The sequence below is a fragment of the Bacillus thermotolerans genome (genome assembly GCF_000812025.2).
In the GTDB taxonomy this organism is placed as follows: domain Bacteria; phylum Bacillota; class Bacilli; order Bacillales; family Domibacillaceae; genus Quasibacillus; species Quasibacillus thermotolerans.
On the sequence record NZ_JWJE02000017.1, the window covers coordinates 1 to 15,921 of the forward strand.

Genomic DNA, 15,921 nt, shown 5'->3' on the forward strand with positions numbered 1-15,921 from the left:
AGTCTTTTCTATAAATGGTGTCAACGCCAATAAAACGCTGAAAAAGGGTTCGGAATAAGACTATTCCGAACCCCTTTTGTCTACAAACTGAGAGTACGCCCGCACTGGCGTACTCTTTTTTTCGCGCAATAATATTAAATATAAAAAATATGTTAGCTCCATCACTGTTCACCGGCGGCTATTTACTCAGCTCTTTGGCCAATCTTGACCGGCGGAATCCTCTCTGCTGGATGAACTCCTTTATCTCATCAGTGCTCTGGTAAGAAAGTCTAATGTGATAGTAGTTCACTTGTTCAACAAGAGCAAAAATATAAAGAAATAAAAACCACCCTAAATTATTTGAAGAGCTCACCAAAAGGAGAGGTCCGATGAGAAGCAGGAGCCAATTTAACTTTTTGAAGAAAGAGAATAAGCGCAGCTGTCTAAAGGACAGAGAAGCCTCTTTACCTTCGCGGATTTTTCGCCATTGCAGAAACCAATAAAGAGTGCCTTGCAGCAAAATAAATTCTAATAAGACAAAGGCATAGAGCGGGGAAAGGGTCAGTAAGTAAGGTTCGGTCCACTCAAACATGCGCGCATAAAGTACCCATAAAAAAATAAACAAGATGGCAGCGGTTAATTCACCGGTCCACAAATGAAGCAGCTTCTTTGTTGCTTTCTTTTTCATGAAATCGCCTCTTTATCATGTCGTTTATCATATATACGAATGAAGGAATCCATAAGTTTCAATTTGACTGAAACAAGCGGAGGGATGAGCGGCTCGCATAAGAAGAAGTTTAAGAGTAGCAAGCAAGGGAAAAGGAAAAGCTAAAGGAAAAAGACGCCAAAGGGGATGACAAGTGAATGCCGTTTATTAAAGCTGTTGTGACAGAGGATCCGCCTTACCGGTTTGAACAGCAGGATGTGGTCGAAGTCGTAAGAAACTTATTTGGGGACCATTACAAGGATATTGAAAGACTGCTGAAGGTATTTGATAATGGACAAATCGACAGCCGCTATTTCTCCGCTCCGCTTTCATGGTTTGAGCAGGAGCATGGCCTTCAGGCAAAGAATGACTTATTTATTGAGCAAGCTGTTCGGCTAGGGGCTGAGGCAGTGGAAAGGTGCTTAGAGGAAGCAGGAGTAGCGAAGGAAGAGATCGATGCCTTTATTTACGTTTCAAGTACAGGGATGGCTACGCCGACCATCGATGCCCGCATCATGAATGAGCTTCGGCTTCCTTCTCATATTAAGCGCATTCCGCTCTGGGGGCTTGGCTGCGCGGGCGGAGCAGGAGGAATCAGCAGAGCACACGATTACTGTCTTGCTTATCCGGATGCCAATGTACTAGTCCTTTGCATTGAGCTTTGCAGTTTAACCTTCCAGAAGTCCGATATGTCGAAAAGTAATTTAATTGGTACCTCTCTTTTTGCGGATGGAGTCGCTTGTGCGTTAGTAAGTGGCGAACTGCAGGCATCGGGGAGCGGGTTTTTCACAAAGAAGACACAGTCTACGCTTATGCCTGATTCTGAAGACGTGATGGGGTGGGACATTAAGGACAAGGGACTGCATGTAATCTTTTCGAGGGATATTCCAAGCATTGTAAAGAGCTGGCTAAAGCCGAACGTGGATTCATTTTTACATACTATGAGAAAACAGCCGGATGATATCGATCATTTCATTGCCCACCCTGGCGGAAAAAAAGTATTAACTGCCTATGAAGAGTCATTAGGCTTTTCAGAGGAAAAAACAGCCATTTCCCGTAATGTGCTTGCTCGTTATGGCAACATGTCCTCACCGACGGTTCTTTATGTGCTGAAGGAAGTCATTGCCGGGAGGCCCTCTCTTGGAGAAGAGGGCATGCTGACCGCTCTTGGGCCGGGCTTCAGCTCTGAAATGGTTTGGATGGAATGGGGAGAGGCATAGGGATGACGTTTTTTTTCATTCTGTTTATTATTGTTGTACTGCAAAGGCTGTTGGAGGTTGTCTATGCCCGCTTTAATGAAAGGCGGATGAAAGCGCAGGGAGCGATCGAAGCAGGACAAGAGCATTATAAATGGATTGTCCTGTTGCATGTTTTGTTCTTTCTCTCATTATTGATGGAAATAGTATACGTTACTGAAGGAGAACTGGCGCCTTTCTGGCCGGTGGCCCTGGCAGTATTTGTCATAGCTCAAGTATTGCGGGTTTGGACGCTTTACTCGCTCGGCCCATTCTGGAATACAAAGATCATTGTGCTGCCTGGTGCAAAGAAGGTAAAGCGAGGGCCATACCGATGGCTTCCTCATCCTAATTATTTAATCGTAGCACTAGAGATTGCTTCTCTGCCGCTTATTTTTGGCGGCTGGCGGACGGCAATCGTCTTTTCAATTGCCAATGCCCTGCTTTTGCTGCTTGTTCGCATTCCAGCTGAAGAAAGAGCCCTGCAGCAGTTAAAAGAATAAGAGAAAAGGCGATTCTTTTAACTGGGCCATGGGGCACAGGGAATCGCCGCCTTTAGCTGGAAAAAGCCACTTTTCATTGTATTCATCTGCAGATTGCGGTTAAATAGAAGGAGAGAGAATTTGACCAAATGAAACAATGAATAAAGAAATGATTAGCAGCCTGATGATCTCGTTATAATAGGGAGGCCATGGAATGAAAGAGGTAAATAAATTACACCAGGACGCGACAGAAATATTGAAAGCGACGAGCCGCACATTTTTCATCCCCATCAGCTATTTAGCACCAGGGGCGAAAGAGGCGGTATCGTCTGCTTATTTATGTATGCGGGCAATCGATGAGATCGAGGACCACCCTGCACTTGATTCTGAGCTGAAAAGCGAACTGTTACATGCAGTCAGCCGTATCCTGCAGACTTCTTCAATCGATCAGCCACTTGAGGAGCTGTTTGCCCCTCATAAAGACCAGCTGCCTGAAGTAACCGTGCGGCTGGCAGATTGGATAAAGGTATGTCCGGCGTCCATCCGCAAATGCGTGGTGGAGGCTACAGCAGAGATGGCCCAAGGGATGGGTGACTGGGTAGAGAAAAATTGGCATATTGAGGATGAACAGGATTTAGATGATTATACGTATTGCGTAGCAGGTGCAGTAGGTGTGATGCTTTCTGATATTTGGAAATGGCATGATGGGACAGAGACAGACAAGCAGCTGGCGATTGCTTACGGCCGCGGCCTGCAGTCTGTGAATATATTACGCAATTATAAAGAAGACCAGGCAGAGCGCGGCGTGTCCTTTTTCCCAAGCGGCTGGGGATTAGAGGAGATGTTCAGCTATGCACGCCGTAATTTAGCGATGGGTGATCAATACTTAGAAGATATTCCTGAGAATACGACTGTTCGCAGCTTCTGCAAAATTCCGCTTGCCCTTGCTCACAGTACGCTGGATGCGTTAGTAGCTGGAAAGGAAAAAATGAGCCGTGCAGAAGTGACGGAAGTGGTTAGCCGGACAGTAGAGGAATAGAGTTACACCATTTATTAAGGTCGAACCGTTTTTTTCTGCCTGCAAAGCCGAAGCATCATCTCGGCTTTGCATTTTTTTATGATGTTATTTAATAGAAATGCAGACGAAACATTCAACTGGTATACTAGAAGAGAATAAGAGCAGAATGATCTATTATGAGTGAAAAGGAGATTCAACGATGGAAGATCATGTAAAAAAGTCTTTAGAAGAATGGAAACAAGAAATCGGTGAATTATTGAAGGATATCGATAAAGAATATGACAAGGTCAAGCAAGAGCTGCAAGTCTATTCTTATAAGTTCAGCATTACGAAGCAAGTCATTCAATCGACTGTTAATGAAGAGCTTATTCGCAACGTGCGGGAGCTTTATCTTACACCTTTTGAACAGAAATTCAACGAACTCAAAGAAGAGATTAGAGATTTGGAAGAAAAAAGAAAAGTATTCCAAATGTTTGTGGACAAGATCGATAAGGTAAAGGGACCGGAAGAAGCAGCCTCACAGACAACTGCCCAAGTGTAAAAAAACAAGGACGCTGCTGTCCTTGTTTCAGTTTGTAGACAAAAGGGGTTCGGAATGGTCTCATTCCGAACCCCTTTTTCAGCGTTTTATTGGTATTGATACCATTTATAGAAAAGACTGGACCTCTCCGAGGCCATCATTTAGACCGTTTCCGGACTTTGCCAAGTCCAGTTGGCCATTTTCTTAAGATTCATGGCAGCAAAAGTAAGCATCGCCTGCATGGACAATTTTTTAAGGCCCCTTAGCGGACTTGATTATCCTTGTCGATTGGAATGGAAACAGGCAGCCTACATTTACGGGTAATAAAAAAACAAGGACGCTACTGTCCTTGTTTTTTTGTTACCATCATAGAAGAGGTGACGCTGGCAACAGTTTTGCCGTTTTGCTTGAGCTCGGCAGTTACATAAGAGACGGTACGTCCGAATTTTCCTACCTGTGCTTCTACCTCGACCTCACCGATGAACGTAGGGCGATGGAAGGTTGTCTGCAGGTTAATAGAAGCAAAGGTCTGCTCTTCTGTTAAGAGGGAAGAGATCGCATAAGCCATCATAATATCGGCCGCTGCCGTTACAAAACCGCCCATGATCACTCCGTTGCCGTTTAGCAGGTGGCTTCCAACCGTCCAAACTCCTTTTGCGAAGCCGTCCTTGGCTTCTTTTACTTCTACGCCAAGTGACGTATCACAAGCAGGAGGAGCACTCTCGCCTCGAATAACTTCATGTAGATTCACAGTTTTGACCATAATCTTATTCTTCCTTTCTACTAATTATGTAAACGGTTACGATAAGGGATTCGCTTCATGACCTGCGAAACCCTTTTTTCTTTCCATTTTGGTGAAAAAGCCTTTAGTCAAGAGGGGAAAGACCTGCTACAATAAAGTGGATATCTTAAGCCACATCTCCCTGTTGTTTGATCAGCTATGCAGTGGTGAATATATAGATAGAGCAAGGCACCGCAAGAGAGGAAAAGATAAACCATGTGGCCATTTCAGAAAAAGCCAAAAGAGGAAGCAAAGAAAAAGAGAGCATATTATTTAGCTGCAAAAGAGGATACAAAGGAAAGAGAAATTGAAATCATGGCGAGCAAGGTACGCTGGGCTATCCAGCAATCTCCTAATAAAGAGCTTGTTTTTTTATGCATTGGCTCTGACCGTTCAACCGGTGATGCACTAGGTCCATTCGTCGGATCCATGCTTAAGCAGAATAAGCTGCCCTACCCGGTATATGGGACTTTGAAATCTCCAGTTCATGCGCTGAATTTAGGAGAAGTCATGAAGGAATTGAAAGAAAACTATGAAAACCCAATGATATTTGCCATTGATGCATGCCTAGGAGATGAAGAGCGGATTGGCTATATTCTATTCAAGGAAGAACCGTTAATTCCAGGGCATGCACTGAATAAATCACTGCCGCAGGTCGGTCAATTGCACATGAGGGCGATTGTCAATTATTTAGACCCTTTATCCCCCGCCCAGTCACTAAATGATACAAGGCTTTACACCGTGATACACCTGGCAGGAGTGATAACAGACATTATTATGCGAGCAACGTCAACGGAAGAATTTGAGGAGTGAAGGTTTGCTCTTCATGACGGAAGTAAGCTATAATTTTGTATAAAGTATACGGTGAAAAGGGGGCTGGTCGATTGGCAAGCCAGTGGACAGAAGAAAGTTTATTGTCAATTCGCGAAAGAGCGTACCTCCATTTAAAGGATCTCATTTTAGATGGAGAGTTCAAGGCAGGAGATCGCCTGGTGGAGCGGGAGTTGGCAGAAAAGCTGAACATTAGCCGAACACCAATCCGCGAAGCGCTATTTCGGTTAGAGTCTCAAGGTTTCGTTAAGACGGTACCAAGGAAAGGTGTTATTGTAGCAGACAGCTCTGATCAGGAAATCCTCGAAGTCTTTACGATATTATCTTCGTTAGAAGTGCTTGCTTCTAAGCTTGCCGTTCAGAAGCTGAACGAAGAGAGCAAACAAGAGCTCCAGCGCTATATTGAGAAAGTAGAGAAGCAGCTGGAGGGCGAAGAAGAGCCCGATATCTCCTTACATAGCGAGTTGAATCATTTATTGTACAGTGCCGCTAAGAATAAGAAGCTCTATGAAATTTTAAGCGGATTATCGGATTATATTAAAGCCTTTGCAAAAACCGGCTATAAGAATTCAGGACGGGCAAGGAAGTCCATGGAAGAGCATTTAGCGATTATGAAGGCTATCGTGAATCAAGAGGAAGAAATGGCGGAGTACTTAACGAGAATACATATCGAAAACTCCAAAAAAGCCTATATCGAAGCGATCAGAAACAGCGAAAAAAGATAAGAAATCAAAAGAAAGGGTCAAGCAGCCCTTTCTTTTTTGCATGATTCGGTATAAAATACATGTAAATGATTGCAAAATTTTTATAATTGTTTGACTATTTTATTGAGACAGTGTTATAGTTAAGCATATTCATCTTTTTAAGAAGGAGGGTAGGAGCAGGAGGAAAGTCTGGGAGGGATGCATGTCCAGACGAAACAATCAAAAGGGGTAAAGTGTTTTTTTGGGATTGAATTGTATACAATGTACAGTATACAGAGTGAAAGGGATGGATGTCAGATTTAATCACATAAAAGTGATCATTCTTTGGGAAAGAAGAGTATGGTTGAAAGCGCTTTCTATGGGAGCTGACAGAAATCACTTCAAAAGAAGCTTGCTTGCAAAGTGATCTTGCACGCTTTATTTACTCAGTAGTGAAAGCAAAAAACGACGGATGCACATGGCCTAGGGGATCTTATTAAACAATGGGGGAATTTTATGGAACTCACATTCGCTCACTGGATTTACGTGCTTGTCACTGTGGTGGTCATCGGGACGATGCTTTTTAGAAAAGGGGTTGTACTGCCAGTTATTGTTGGGACTTTTCTCGTAGCGGCTGTATACAAAGGAAATGTGGTTTCAGGGTTTCAAGCAGTGTTCAATGCAAACCTGACTGCTGCTCAAGAGTTATTCAGTATCTTCCTTATTATTTCTCTTATGATCGCTTTATTGAATTCGCTTAAAGATCTGGGTGCTGATAAGAAGCTCATCGCACCTATTCAAAAAGTTATGGTAAACGGCCATATTTCTTATCTCATTTTAGCAGTAGTGACTTATGTCATTTCTCTGTTCTTCTGGCCTACTCCGGCCGTTCCACTGATTTGTGCATTGCTTGTTCCAGCAGCTGTCAAGGCCGGTCTCCCGTTGATGAGTGCCGCAGCAGTTATCATTATTGCTGGTCAAGGAATGGCGCTCTCTTCGGACTATATCATTCAAGTTGCTCCTATGCTCAGCGCAACAGCAGCAGGAATCGATACGCTCCTCATCACGGACAAGGTTCTCATACTCTCTCTCGTTACAGGAGGAAGTGCCCTCGCTATTGTTTACTGGAGAGCACGCAAAGAGATTGCTGAAAATGCTTCCCGAGTGGAAGATGGGTTCAATGAGGAAGAGAAAGCTTATTTCAATGTAGCGGATGAACTAGCTGCAGCCGCAGACGAAAGTGAAGAGATACTGGACAGAAAGCAGCGCTGGGGGAAAATCTTCGCTGTACTTGTTCCTCTTTCCATGCTGGCGGTCATGATTTACATGTTCCAGTCCAAGCTGTTCGGCGGTTCCTCACTGGAGGGAACGGATGGCGCCGCTTTTGTAGGCGGGGTAGCAGCTATCCTACTGATACTGGCTACACTTGCCTTTAACCGTATTCATGCTTTCGATAAAATCAGTGATCACTTAACGGAAGGTTTCGTATTTGCTTTTCGTGCGATGGCTCCCGTAATTCCAATTGCCGGCTTCTTCTTTATGGGAAGCGGGGACTTCACCGGCTCCATTCTTTCGCTTGATGAAAATGCAGTCAAGCCAGCCTTCCTGTTTGATATGGTACAAGCTGGTCAGACTCTTATTCCGCAAAATGCCTTCTTTACAGGGTTCGGTATTCTAATTGTTGGTTTAGTCACTGGATTAGATGGCTCCGGCTTCTCCGGACTGCCACTTACGGGTGCTTTATCTGGTGCAATGGCTGGAGGAGTGGGAATGGATCCAGCTACTCTCGCAGCCATTGGACAAATGGGAGCGATTTGGGGAGGAGGAACTCTTGTTGCTTGGTCTTCTCTTGTCGCGGTTGCTGGATTTCTGCAGCTGTCGCCAATTGAACTGGCAAGAAGAAACTTCGTACCTGTTCTCACCGGCTTGTTCCTTGCTACGTTATTAGCTATTCTTATATGGTAAGGAAAGGGCAGGGCCGATACGCACTAATATAGAAGACGAGAAGGATTAACCGGACGGCTTTATATCCGGTTAATCCTTCTTTGTCTAAGTTATTGAAAAGGGGAGAAGAGCGCAAATGAGCGAGTTAAAAGTAGGTTTAGCGGGCATTGGAAAACTAGGAGCAGCACTGGTCAAGCAGTGGGATATGAAGAAGCGGGCGATTGGCGCCTATCACTCGAACAGCGAGCGAGCGCGCCAATTCACAGAGGCTTATGCATATGCCTATCCGCTAAGCAAGCAGGAGCTTTTGAGGCTGGATGTATTGCTCCTGGCATTGCCGGCGAGCAATGTCGCTAGGTTTTTAGAAGAAATATTAGAAGAAGCAGAGGGACCGGTACATACGATTTTTATCAATATGGCTACCTCGCTTTTCACACCTCAGCTTACCCACAAGTTTCCGGATGTACGTATTGCAGGAGTGAAGTTTATGGGACATAGCCAGGATTTGTGGGAGAGAGGCGCTGGTCTTTTTATTACCGAGGCCGCTTTACCTCGGCAATTGAAGGAGATGTTCCGTGAGATAGGAGAAATTAAGGTCGATAAGGAGGAGGTCCTGCAGGAGGTGAATAAGTTAGCCTCTTATTATGCTGTAAAAGCTGCATTTGAAATTGAGTCGGCATTAGAGGAGAAAGGATTGCCTTCCGAGTACAAGGAGAGGGCACTAGCTTCCCTTGCTCCTGAGATGATCCGTTCGTACAGCCAAGGCAAGGTTGGTCACTTTGGCCAGCAGGTCATTCAAGAGCTTAAGGAAGATCTGAAAGGCAAGCAACATTCATAATTCAGCTGAAAAAGCGCGCTGCCCACATGGATATAAAGTGGCAGCGCGCTTTTTTGCATACTGTAGACAGATTAAGCAATAAATAACTCCAAGAGGAATAAGTACATCATCACAAAACCAATATACAGACATGTAAAGCCTAAATTCCAATTAGAGATTTTATAGGAGCTTTCTTTAGCAATGTTAGACATAAGGCCAATTGTTGCGTTGTATGGTCCAACTAGGAAGGCCGACACAGCTCCTGCTAACATGGCAACGGTTAAGATCACTGGTGAAATACCAATAGCGGACGGATTTAATGCCTCAGCCATTAACGCAAGCGTTACAGCAGGGTGGAACCCCAGAAAGGCAAAGGCTAATGGAATGAGCGGCAGCAGGATCAAAAATATTTCTACACTAATCGTGTCGATGACATTTGTAATAACGGCATACAGCCAATCGTTAGCATGCGATACATTAATAGTAGAAATGAAAAAACCTGCTGACAGAAAGATAAAAAATTGATCCTTCATGCTGTCAGCGACTGATTGAAAATGGGAAGACAGCTGAGTCCCGAATGCTTTTCCCTTCTTTAGCAGAAGTGCCCAAGAGAAGGCAAAGGGAATCACAAGCAAAGAAACAAGTATCAAGAAGGAATAAGGCAGCTGAACTTCAATAATGGAAATCGCTACATTAAACAGCAGAATAGCTATCAGAATATGCGCGATTCGCCCGGGTCTGCTAAGGGCATTGGATTCGGCTGCTACGGCCATCTCCTGCATTGAGATCGCATTCTGACGTGCAGGCAGCCGCTTTGCCTTGCGCGATCCTAAGAACCAATCTGTTAATAGCCCAAATATGCTGAGCGGGATCAAATAGGGAAGAACCGATGACCAGCTTACACCGGTCATAACAATCACAATACCTACAATGGGTGTGACCGGCGCCCATGTCAGCGGCATCGCAAAACCGCGTGTAATCGCCCGGCTCATAAATCTTTCCTCATGAGGGATAGCAAATACATGAAGAGCTGGGCGAATAGAGTAATACGTCATAGGCAGGGTAGCCAAATTCATAAAAATGCTGAAGAAGTAAGAAATACCAGACGTTAAGATGTAAAGATGGCCGGACGTCTTCACTTTTCTTTCGATCAAAGTCTGGATGCTTTCGCTGTATTGGCCTAGCTTAATGGGTATCCCTAAAATAGGGATGAGGGTAAACATTGTCAGTAAATCAAGCATAGGGCCAAAAGAAAGGATGTAGTGCTGCCATCCGGCTCCGCTTGTCCAAAGCAAGGCAGCGCCGGATAGAAGAAAGAGACTTCCCAGAATCCGCACAAATTTTTTCGCTCGCCAAAATGTGCTAATAACTGCTGCCAAACAGAGGACCGAGATCAGCCCCTCTACATTTAGTTGCGGAAAAATCACAGAGCTTAAGTATAAAAAAATAAGAAGCAAAAATAACAGCCTCAGCATATGATCACCTTGACCTTTAAAGAGTTAATCTTTATTATTATCCAGTTGCCTATCTTCATGCAGCCAGACATAATAAAGAGGTAAATCAATTGATGGTATACCAATTGTAAGATCTGAGCGGTTATTTGTCAAAAATTATCTGAATTTAACAAGAAAAAATGGTATTTGGTATACAAAAATGATTGTTTTTTAACTAGTTTATAGTATAATAAAAGAAACAAAATAATGGAGGGAAAAAGCATGTACAACTTTTTCTTCGGTTCAAAGAAAGCCCAGAAAAAAGCTGAAAAAAAGCTGACAGTTCTTCGTAATATATTAAAATTCTAAAATTGATAAAGAAAGAGGCTGGCTATGATGTAGCCAGCCTCTCAGATTGTTTTGGAAGATCTGCTCTTCAGCTGCTCTGATTCTCATCAGACTATTATGCAGCAAATGACAAGCAGCTGCCATCACACTGTGAAAGCGAGAATAAGCTTATCCATCTCATGATAGTTAAACAGTAATATCTTCGGACTTGACGAGTTTAGAGTGTTTGGAATCCTCGCTGTTGCCTGAAGCCTTCACGATTTCGTCTAATTCTTCACGAGCAGCTTCAATGGTTCCAAACGTTTCAAAGAATTTGATGCCAATTCGATTGACGTACTCTTTTCCTTCATATTTCTCATACAGCTCAATTTTAATGCTGTCATCCAATACTTTAGCAATTGTATACTTCGCTTTTAATTCATCAAAGAAATAGAAATGATAAGTTTCAACAATTTCTAATCCCTTGTTATCAAGCACAGTTTGAAAAGTATCTTTATTAGTTAGTACGATGTATTTTTCTGCCATTTTTAACACTCCTTAAAGTATAGATTTATTCCATATTGACTAAAGAAACTGCCAGCAAAAAACTTAGCTTTGATCCTCTCCTTTTTTTGGAATTTTGTATACCAATCCTGTGTAAAATATTTTATAGGAAGAGGGAGAGGAATTCAACCATTATTCTTAATTTTTTAATAATTCATTATATTTGTTGCTTTTATTTAGACGAGCGGTTATAATTTCTTCAAACATTAAAATGTTTTAAACTATCCAGAAAAGGAGCAGTGCTATGCCAAACGTTAAACTTCACGTTGATGGAACAATAGTCGAGCAAGAGGTAAAGGATAATGCTAACTTAGTTGTTTTAGCGGGAACTAGGCAGTTTCCAAAATTGAAATATGGCTGTGGAATGGGAAGATGCATAAAGTGTACATGCCAAGTTCTTTCTGGTGCTGAGTCCTTAGATCCGCCAAACTGGAAGGAAGAGAAGATGCTTGGCGAGAAGGTGAACGAAGGATATCGCTTAACTTGCCAGTTAACGATCCGGGATGATGTGGAGATTACGCAAGATAATATTTCAGTTTCGCTTCCAAAGAAGCGGTCAGCTACTGCAGTGAAGTAGTTTTTTATTTTAAGATTATTGGTATACAAAATACCTATTGGATAAAGAATTGTTTAGCATAGGAAGTGAGAAGATGAGCAGTTATAATTTGACAAAAATGACTTGGGAAGAAGTAAAGGAAGCACTAGAAACAGTAGAATTGGCCATCATTCCGGTAGGTGCTCATGAGCAGCACGGTCCGCACATGAACGAAAGCTGTGATGCTGTATTAGCCGAAAGAATGGCTGAGAAGCTGGGTGAGAAAATGTTTCCGTACGCTTTCATTACACCAACGGTTAATATGGGCGTATCTCCGCATCATTTAAATTTTCCAGGAACGATTTCGCTTCAGCCAGAAACATTAATCGCTATTTTACGGGATATCGTTTCTTCCTTAAAGCGTCATGGGATTAATAAGTTTCTGTGCTTGAATTCACACGGCGGCAATATTTCTACGCTGAGTACAGCTTCTACTATTCTATCTCAAGAGCTTGAAGTAGAAGTATATTATGCGAAAACAACCGCGTCAGCGAAAGAGGCAATCAGTACACATGTAACTTCTTCTTTATTTGGCCATAGCTGCGAGCGAGAAGTATCGGAAGCTCTTTACTTAGCTCCAGAGCTGGTGCGTATAGATAAACTGACCAAAGGGGATATACAGGAAGGCGGCCGCTGGAGAAGCCTACGGCCAGGACGTGCAATTCAGGGGTTCTATCGTTATGAAGAAATGACACAGAATGGATGTATTGGTAATGCAACGCAGGCCAGCAGAGAGATTGGCGAGCAGATTGTCGAAGAAGCTCTAGGGAACCTGGCAAGAGATCTGTATGATTTACTCGAATTAAAGGTGAAAAGCTGAAATTTTTAAAAAATTCTAAAATATGTGTTTACAAATCTAAAAGTATAGGCTAATATAAGTTACAAGGTATACCAAATACAAAAAAACGAAAGAAAAAGAGGAATCATTTTTATTTTTTAAGTAACTTGGTATACAAAATATCAAATACCTGATGGGTTTTTAAAACAAAGGAGGAAATGGGACATGACAGAATTATTATCTAAAGACGAATTTCGTAAAGAATTAGAGGAAGCGATCAAGGGCAATCATAGCCAAAAAGCTCCTTTTACAATTGCTTGGGCAGAAGGTAAGTTAGAAAGAAAGCACTTTGCAAGATGGGCAGAAAACCATTACCACTATGTAGGACCATTTGCTGACTACTTAGCTTATATTTACCATAACACTCCAGACAGACCAGAATATACATCAGCAAAGGACTTCACATTACAAAACATGTATGAAGAAGAAATCGCTGCTGACCGTCATACAGATTTGTTAATCCGCTTTGCAGAAGCTTGTGGCACAACTGGCGAGCGTGTAATGGATCCAAACAATATGGCTCCTACTACATTAGGCCTTCAAAGCTGGTGCTACGCTGTTGCCGCTCGTGAGCACTTCGTTGTTGCTACAGCAGCTCTAGTGGTTGGTTTAGAGTCTCAAGTACCAGACATCTACCGTAAACAAACACCAGCTCTTCGCGAACAATACGGATTCACAGATGAAGAAATCGAATTCTTCGACCTTCACATCGTATCTGATGAAATCCACGGCGAGCGCGGTTACAAAATCGTTCTTGACCATGCAGATACACCTGAATTGCAGCAACGCTGCCTAGAGATCGTCCGCACAGGAGCAAAAATGCGCCGTATGTATATGGATGGTCTGTGGAGAGAGTATCTTGAACAAGATCTTGGCACATTAGTTCAATCTTAATTCGAAATAATAATCGTCTCTTCTTTATAAATACCAATCCACCCCAACAGCGAATCGTCTTCTCTCTGACAAAGCATTATCTATCTTTGCCAGAGAGAGGGACTCGCTGCTTAATACAAGTAAGGGGATGCATGACTACTCTAACGATTCGGCCTTCAAATGGAATCTTATGAAATAAGGTTGCTAGATGATGGTCCTTTTTTATGAGAAAGACAAATAAGTACAAAGAAAAGGTGATTGATTGTGTTAACAACGAAAGTAATCACATTTAGCAATTATATCGACGGCGAATGGAAAGAGGCTGTCAGCGGGAAGACCTTTGATAGCATAAACCCTGCAAATACATCTGAAGTGGTTGGAACATTCCAGGCCTCTAATGAAGAAGATGTAAAGCTGGCTATTGAGGCAGCAAGTCAGGCTTTCCCGTCATGGGCAGCAACAGCTCCTTCCAAGCGTGCAGCAATCTTAAACAAAGCAGCAAGCCTGCTTGAGCAAGATGCCGACAAATTAGCGGAAGAGCTAACGAGAGAAGAAGGCAAGCATGTGAAGGATGCCAAAAACGAAGTATTACGCTCCGCTCAAACCCTTCGCTATTACGCAGTAGAAGGCCAAAGCTTCACAGGCGAAACATTTCCAAATGATGATCCGAATATGAACGTGTCAACAGAAAGAGAGCCGCTTGGTGTTATCAGTGTAATTACGCCTTGGAACTTTCCTGTATCTATTCCAGCGCGAAAAATTGCACCTGCTTTGATTACTGGGAACACGGTTGTATTTAAACCTTCATCAGACACTCCGCTTATTGCTTTACGCCTTGTTGAGGCCCTACATAACGCGGGCATCCCAAAAGGTGTCATTAACTTTGTGACAGGGAAGTCTTCGGATGTGGGCGATCTGTTAGTGACTCACCCGGCGATTAAAGCAGTAACCTTTACAGGATCTACTGCTGCTGGAGAGGACATTCACCAAAAATCCTCTTTTACAACTCGTACCCAAATGGAGCTTGGAGGCAAAAACCCTATTATTGTCATGGACGATGCCGATGTAGAATTAGCTGCCACTTTGACGATCAATGGCGGATTCTCTTTAACAGGGCAGGCATGCACTGGAACAAGCCGTGTCATTGTATTGAAAGAGGTAAAGGAAGCTTACGTTCAAAAGCTGGTTGAAAAAACAAGCCAGCTGAAAATTGGAAACGGCTTTGAAGAAGGAGTAAAAATTGGTCCTTTGGCTAATGAAAAGCAATTGAAGACTGTATTGAAGTATATTGAATATGGCAAGCAAGATGGAGCGGAATTAGTGTATGGCGGAGAACAGCTGACAGAAGGAGAATTCGGAAAAGGCTTCTATGTGACGCCTGCGATCTTTACGAATGTATCTCCTGATCACCGTATTGCGAAAGAAGAAATCTTTGGCCCGGTGGTAGCTGTTATTGAAGCAGAGAACTACGAGGAAGCTATTCGTATCGCCAATGATGTAGAGTACGGACTATCCGCCTCTATTGTGACGAATAATCTTAAAATCGCTCATCAATTTACGAAAGAAATTCAAGCAGGAACAGTGAAAGTAAACCGCACAACGACTGGTAACTTGATCAATGCGCCGTTTGGCGGATTGAAGAAATCAAGTACTTCCACGTTCCGTGAGTCCGGCCGCGTCGGCTTGGAATTCTTTACGCAAGTGAAGACAGTATATATTGGTTATTAATCGATAGAAACAGGGGAGATAGCAATGAAAACAGGAATCAAATTAGAATTAGAAGAAGCAAAATTGATGATTGAAGCAGCAAAACAAAAATCCGAAGAAATTAACGTCTTCGAGACGATTGCGATCGTTGATGACGGAGGGAATTTAATCGCTCTAGAAAGAATGAACGGCGCGCGGATTACAGGTCCAGAGATTGCTATTGCTAAAGCTTATACAGCTGCAGGCCATAAGCGTTCTACTCATTTATTTAACAAAGAGCCGAATGGACCGGCGCTTCCAGGAAATGAGGCATTTGGTATTCAATTAATGATTCCTGGTAAGTTTGCCATTTTTGTCGGCGGATTTCCTATTGTTGTTGATGGCGAAGTGGTTGGCGGTATCGGTATCAGCGGAGGAAATGGCGAGCAGGATACAGCGGTCGGCACGGCAGCTTTAAAAGCCCTTCAGGAGCAAATAGCGAAGGATGGGCATGAAGTCATTACTGAAGCAGATATAAAGAAATAATGAATCACGGGGACCTCATTCTGAATGGCGCTTACATCGGATGAGGTCCTTATTCACTAAACT

17 protein-coding genes are annotated in these 15,921 nt (G+C 43.0%); 13 read left to right on the plus strand and 4 right to left on the minus strand.

What is annotated here, in order from left to right; translation table 11 throughout:
• Window positions 1–178: 178 nt before the first annotated feature.
• On the minus strand, window positions 179–667 hold the full coding sequence (locus tag QY97_RS08480) for a hypothetical protein (protein ID WP_039237639.1): 489 nt from the start codon (window positions 665–667) through the stop codon (window positions 179–181).
• A gap of 176 nt (window positions 668–843) precedes the next feature.
• Here QY97_RS08480 and QY97_RS08485 point away from each other — a divergent pair, with 176 nt between their 5' ends.
• From QY97_RS08485 to QY97_RS08500, 4 genes are all read left to right on the plus strand, one after another.
• Window positions 844–1,905 (plus strand): type III polyketide synthase, encoded by a 1,062-nt coding sequence (locus tag QY97_RS08485; RefSeq protein ID WP_039237640.1) that lies wholly within the window; start codon window positions 844–846, stop codon window positions 1,903–1,905.
• Between the two features lie 2 nt (window positions 1,906–1,907).
• Window positions 1,908–2,423: an isoprenylcysteine carboxyl methyltransferase family protein gene (locus QY97_RS08490; protein WP_039237641.1), complete on the plus strand. Its 516-nt coding sequence runs from the start codon at window positions 1,908–1,910 to the stop codon at window positions 2,421–2,423.
• A gap of 193 nt (window positions 2,424–2,616) precedes the next feature.
• Window positions 2,617–3,441 carry a squalene/phytoene synthase family protein gene (locus QY97_RS08495; protein ID WP_039237642.1) on the plus strand — a complete coding sequence of 275 codons (825 nt, stop codon included), beginning with the start codon at window positions 2,617–2,619 and terminating at the stop codon, window positions 3,439–3,441.
• A 178-nt stretch (window positions 3,442–3,619) separates the two neighbouring features.
• Complete coding sequence (locus QY97_RS08500; protein ID WP_039237643.1) at window positions 3,620–3,961, plus strand: hypothetical protein; 342 nt, start codon at window positions 3,620–3,622, stop codon at window positions 3,959–3,961.
• 319 nt (window positions 3,962–4,280) lie between these two features.
• Here the strand turns inward: QY97_RS08500 and QY97_RS08505 are convergent, their stop codons facing one another.
• On the minus strand, window positions 4,281–4,703 hold the full coding sequence (locus QY97_RS08505) for a PaaI family thioesterase (RefSeq protein ID WP_039237644.1): 423 nt from the start codon (window positions 4,701–4,703) through the stop codon (window positions 4,281–4,283).
• 234 nt (window positions 4,704–4,937) lie between these two features.
• Between QY97_RS08505 and yyaC the strand changes: the two genes are divergently transcribed.
• The 4 genes from yyaC (at window position 4,938) to QY97_RS08525 (ending at window position 9,017) form a co-directional block, all read left to right on the plus strand.
• Window positions 4,938–5,534, plus strand: coding sequence for a spore protease YyaC (yyaC, locus tag QY97_RS08510; RefSeq protein WP_039237645.1), 597 nt, complete (start codon window positions 4,938–4,940; stop codon window positions 5,532–5,534).
• A 71-nt stretch (window positions 5,535–5,605) separates the two neighbouring features.
• A complete protein-coding gene (locus QY97_RS08515; protein ID WP_039237646.1) occupies window positions 5,606–6,277 on the plus strand; it encodes a GntR family transcriptional regulator in 672 nt (223 codons plus the stop codon).
• Window positions 6,278–6,751: 474 nt separating this feature from the next.
• Window positions 6,752–8,200 (plus strand): hypothetical protein, encoded by a 1,449-nt coding sequence (locus tag QY97_RS08520; RefSeq protein WP_039237647.1) that lies wholly within the window; start codon window positions 6,752–6,754, stop codon window positions 8,198–8,200.
• Between the two features lie 115 nt (window positions 8,201–8,315).
• On the plus strand, window positions 8,316–9,017 hold the full coding sequence (locus tag QY97_RS08525; protein ID WP_039237648.1) for an NAD(P)-binding domain-containing protein: 702 nt from the start codon (window positions 8,316–8,318) through the stop codon (window positions 9,015–9,017).
• A 71-nt stretch (window positions 9,018–9,088) separates the two neighbouring features.
• Here the strand turns inward: QY97_RS08525 and QY97_RS08530 are convergent, their stop codons facing one another.
• Both QY97_RS08530 and QY97_RS08535 read right to left on the minus strand, forming a co-directional pair.
• Window positions 9,089–10,333 carry a hypothetical protein gene (locus tag QY97_RS08530; protein WP_229731575.1) on the minus strand — a complete coding sequence of 415 codons (1,245 nt, stop codon included), beginning with the start codon at window positions 10,331–10,333 and terminating at the stop codon, window positions 9,089–9,091.
• A 630-nt stretch (window positions 10,334–10,963) separates the two neighbouring features.
• Window positions 10,964–11,302, minus strand: coding sequence for a hypothetical protein (locus QY97_RS08535; RefSeq protein ID WP_039237650.1), 339 nt, complete (start codon window positions 11,300–11,302; stop codon window positions 10,964–10,966).
• 262 nt (window positions 11,303–11,564) lie between these two features.
• On the opposite strand from QY97_RS08535, the gene QY97_RS08540 reads away from it, so the two are divergent.
• The 5 genes from QY97_RS08540 (at window position 11,565) to QY97_RS08560 (ending at window position 15,858) form a co-directional block, all read left to right on the plus strand.
• Window positions 11,565–11,897 (plus strand): 2Fe-2S iron-sulfur cluster-binding protein, encoded by a 333-nt coding sequence (locus tag QY97_RS08540; RefSeq protein WP_039237651.1) that lies wholly within the window; start codon window positions 11,565–11,567, stop codon window positions 11,895–11,897.
• A 73-nt stretch (window positions 11,898–11,970) separates the two neighbouring features.
• Window positions 11,971–12,735 carry a creatininase family protein gene (locus QY97_RS08545; RefSeq protein WP_039237652.1) on the plus strand — a complete coding sequence of 255 codons (765 nt, stop codon included), beginning with the start codon at window positions 11,971–11,973 and terminating at the stop codon, window positions 12,733–12,735.
• Window positions 12,736–12,918: 183 nt separating this feature from the next.
• Window positions 12,919–13,647: a TenA family transcriptional regulator gene (locus tag QY97_RS08550; RefSeq protein ID WP_039237653.1), complete on the plus strand. Its 729-nt coding sequence runs from the start codon at window positions 12,919–12,921 to the stop codon at window positions 13,645–13,647.
• Between the two features lie 240 nt (window positions 13,648–13,887).
• A complete protein-coding gene (locus QY97_RS08555) occupies window positions 13,888–15,354 on the plus strand; it encodes an aldehyde dehydrogenase family protein (protein ID WP_198402932.1) in 1,467 nt (488 codons plus the stop codon).
• A 24-nt stretch (window positions 15,355–15,378) separates the two neighbouring features.
• On the plus strand, window positions 15,379–15,858 hold the full coding sequence (locus tag QY97_RS08560; RefSeq protein ID WP_039237654.1) for a GlcG/HbpS family heme-binding protein: 480 nt from the start codon (window positions 15,379–15,381) through the stop codon (window positions 15,856–15,858).
• The last annotated feature ends 63 nt before the right edge of the window (window positions 15,859–15,921 follow it).

Coding starts and splice junctions, on each gene's coding strand:
- QY97_RS08505 (WP_039237644.1), bottom strand. CDS start 4,703: ATGGTCAAAACTGTGAATCTACATGAAGTTATTCGAGGCGAGAGTGCT.
- yyaC (WP_039237645.1), top strand. CDS start 4,938: ATGTGGCCATTTCAGAAAAAGCCAAAAGAGGAAGCAAAGAAAAAGAGA.
- QY97_RS08480 (WP_039237639.1), bottom strand. CDS start 667: ATGAAAAAGAAAGCAACAAAGAAGCTGCTTCATTTGTGGACCGGTGAA.
- QY97_RS08525 (WP_039237648.1), top strand. CDS start 8,316: ATGAGCGAGTTAAAAGTAGGTTTAGCGGGCATTGGAAAACTAGGAGCA.
- QY97_RS08485 (WP_039237640.1), top strand. CDS start 844: ATGCCGTTTATTAAAGCTGTTGTGACAGAGGATCCGCCTTACCGGTTT.
- QY97_RS08535 (WP_039237650.1), bottom strand. CDS start 11,302: ATGGCAGAAAAATACATCGTACTAACTAATAAAGATACTTTTCAAACT.
- QY97_RS08490 (WP_039237641.1), top strand. CDS start 1,908: ATGACGTTTTTTTTCATTCTGTTTATTATTGTTGTACTGCAAAGGCTG.
- QY97_RS08500 (WP_039237643.1), top strand. CDS start 3,620: ATGGAAGATCATGTAAAAAAGTCTTTAGAAGAATGGAAACAAGAAATC.
- QY97_RS08520 (WP_039237647.1), top strand. CDS start 6,752: ATGGAACTCACATTCGCTCACTGGATTTACGTGCTTGTCACTGTGGTG.
- QY97_RS08495 (WP_039237642.1), top strand. CDS start 2,617: ATGAAAGAGGTAAATAAATTACACCAGGACGCGACAGAAATATTGAAA.
- QY97_RS08540 (WP_039237651.1), top strand. CDS start 11,565: ATGCCAAACGTTAAACTTCACGTTGATGGAACAATAGTCGAGCAAGAG.
- QY97_RS08560 (WP_039237654.1), top strand. CDS start 15,379: ATGAAAACAGGAATCAAATTAGAATTAGAAGAAGCAAAATTGATGATT.
- QY97_RS08550 (WP_039237653.1), top strand. CDS start 12,919: ATGACAGAATTATTATCTAAAGACGAATTTCGTAAAGAATTAGAGGAA.
- QY97_RS08545 (WP_039237652.1), top strand. CDS start 11,971: ATGAGCAGTTATAATTTGACAAAAATGACTTGGGAAGAAGTAAAGGAA.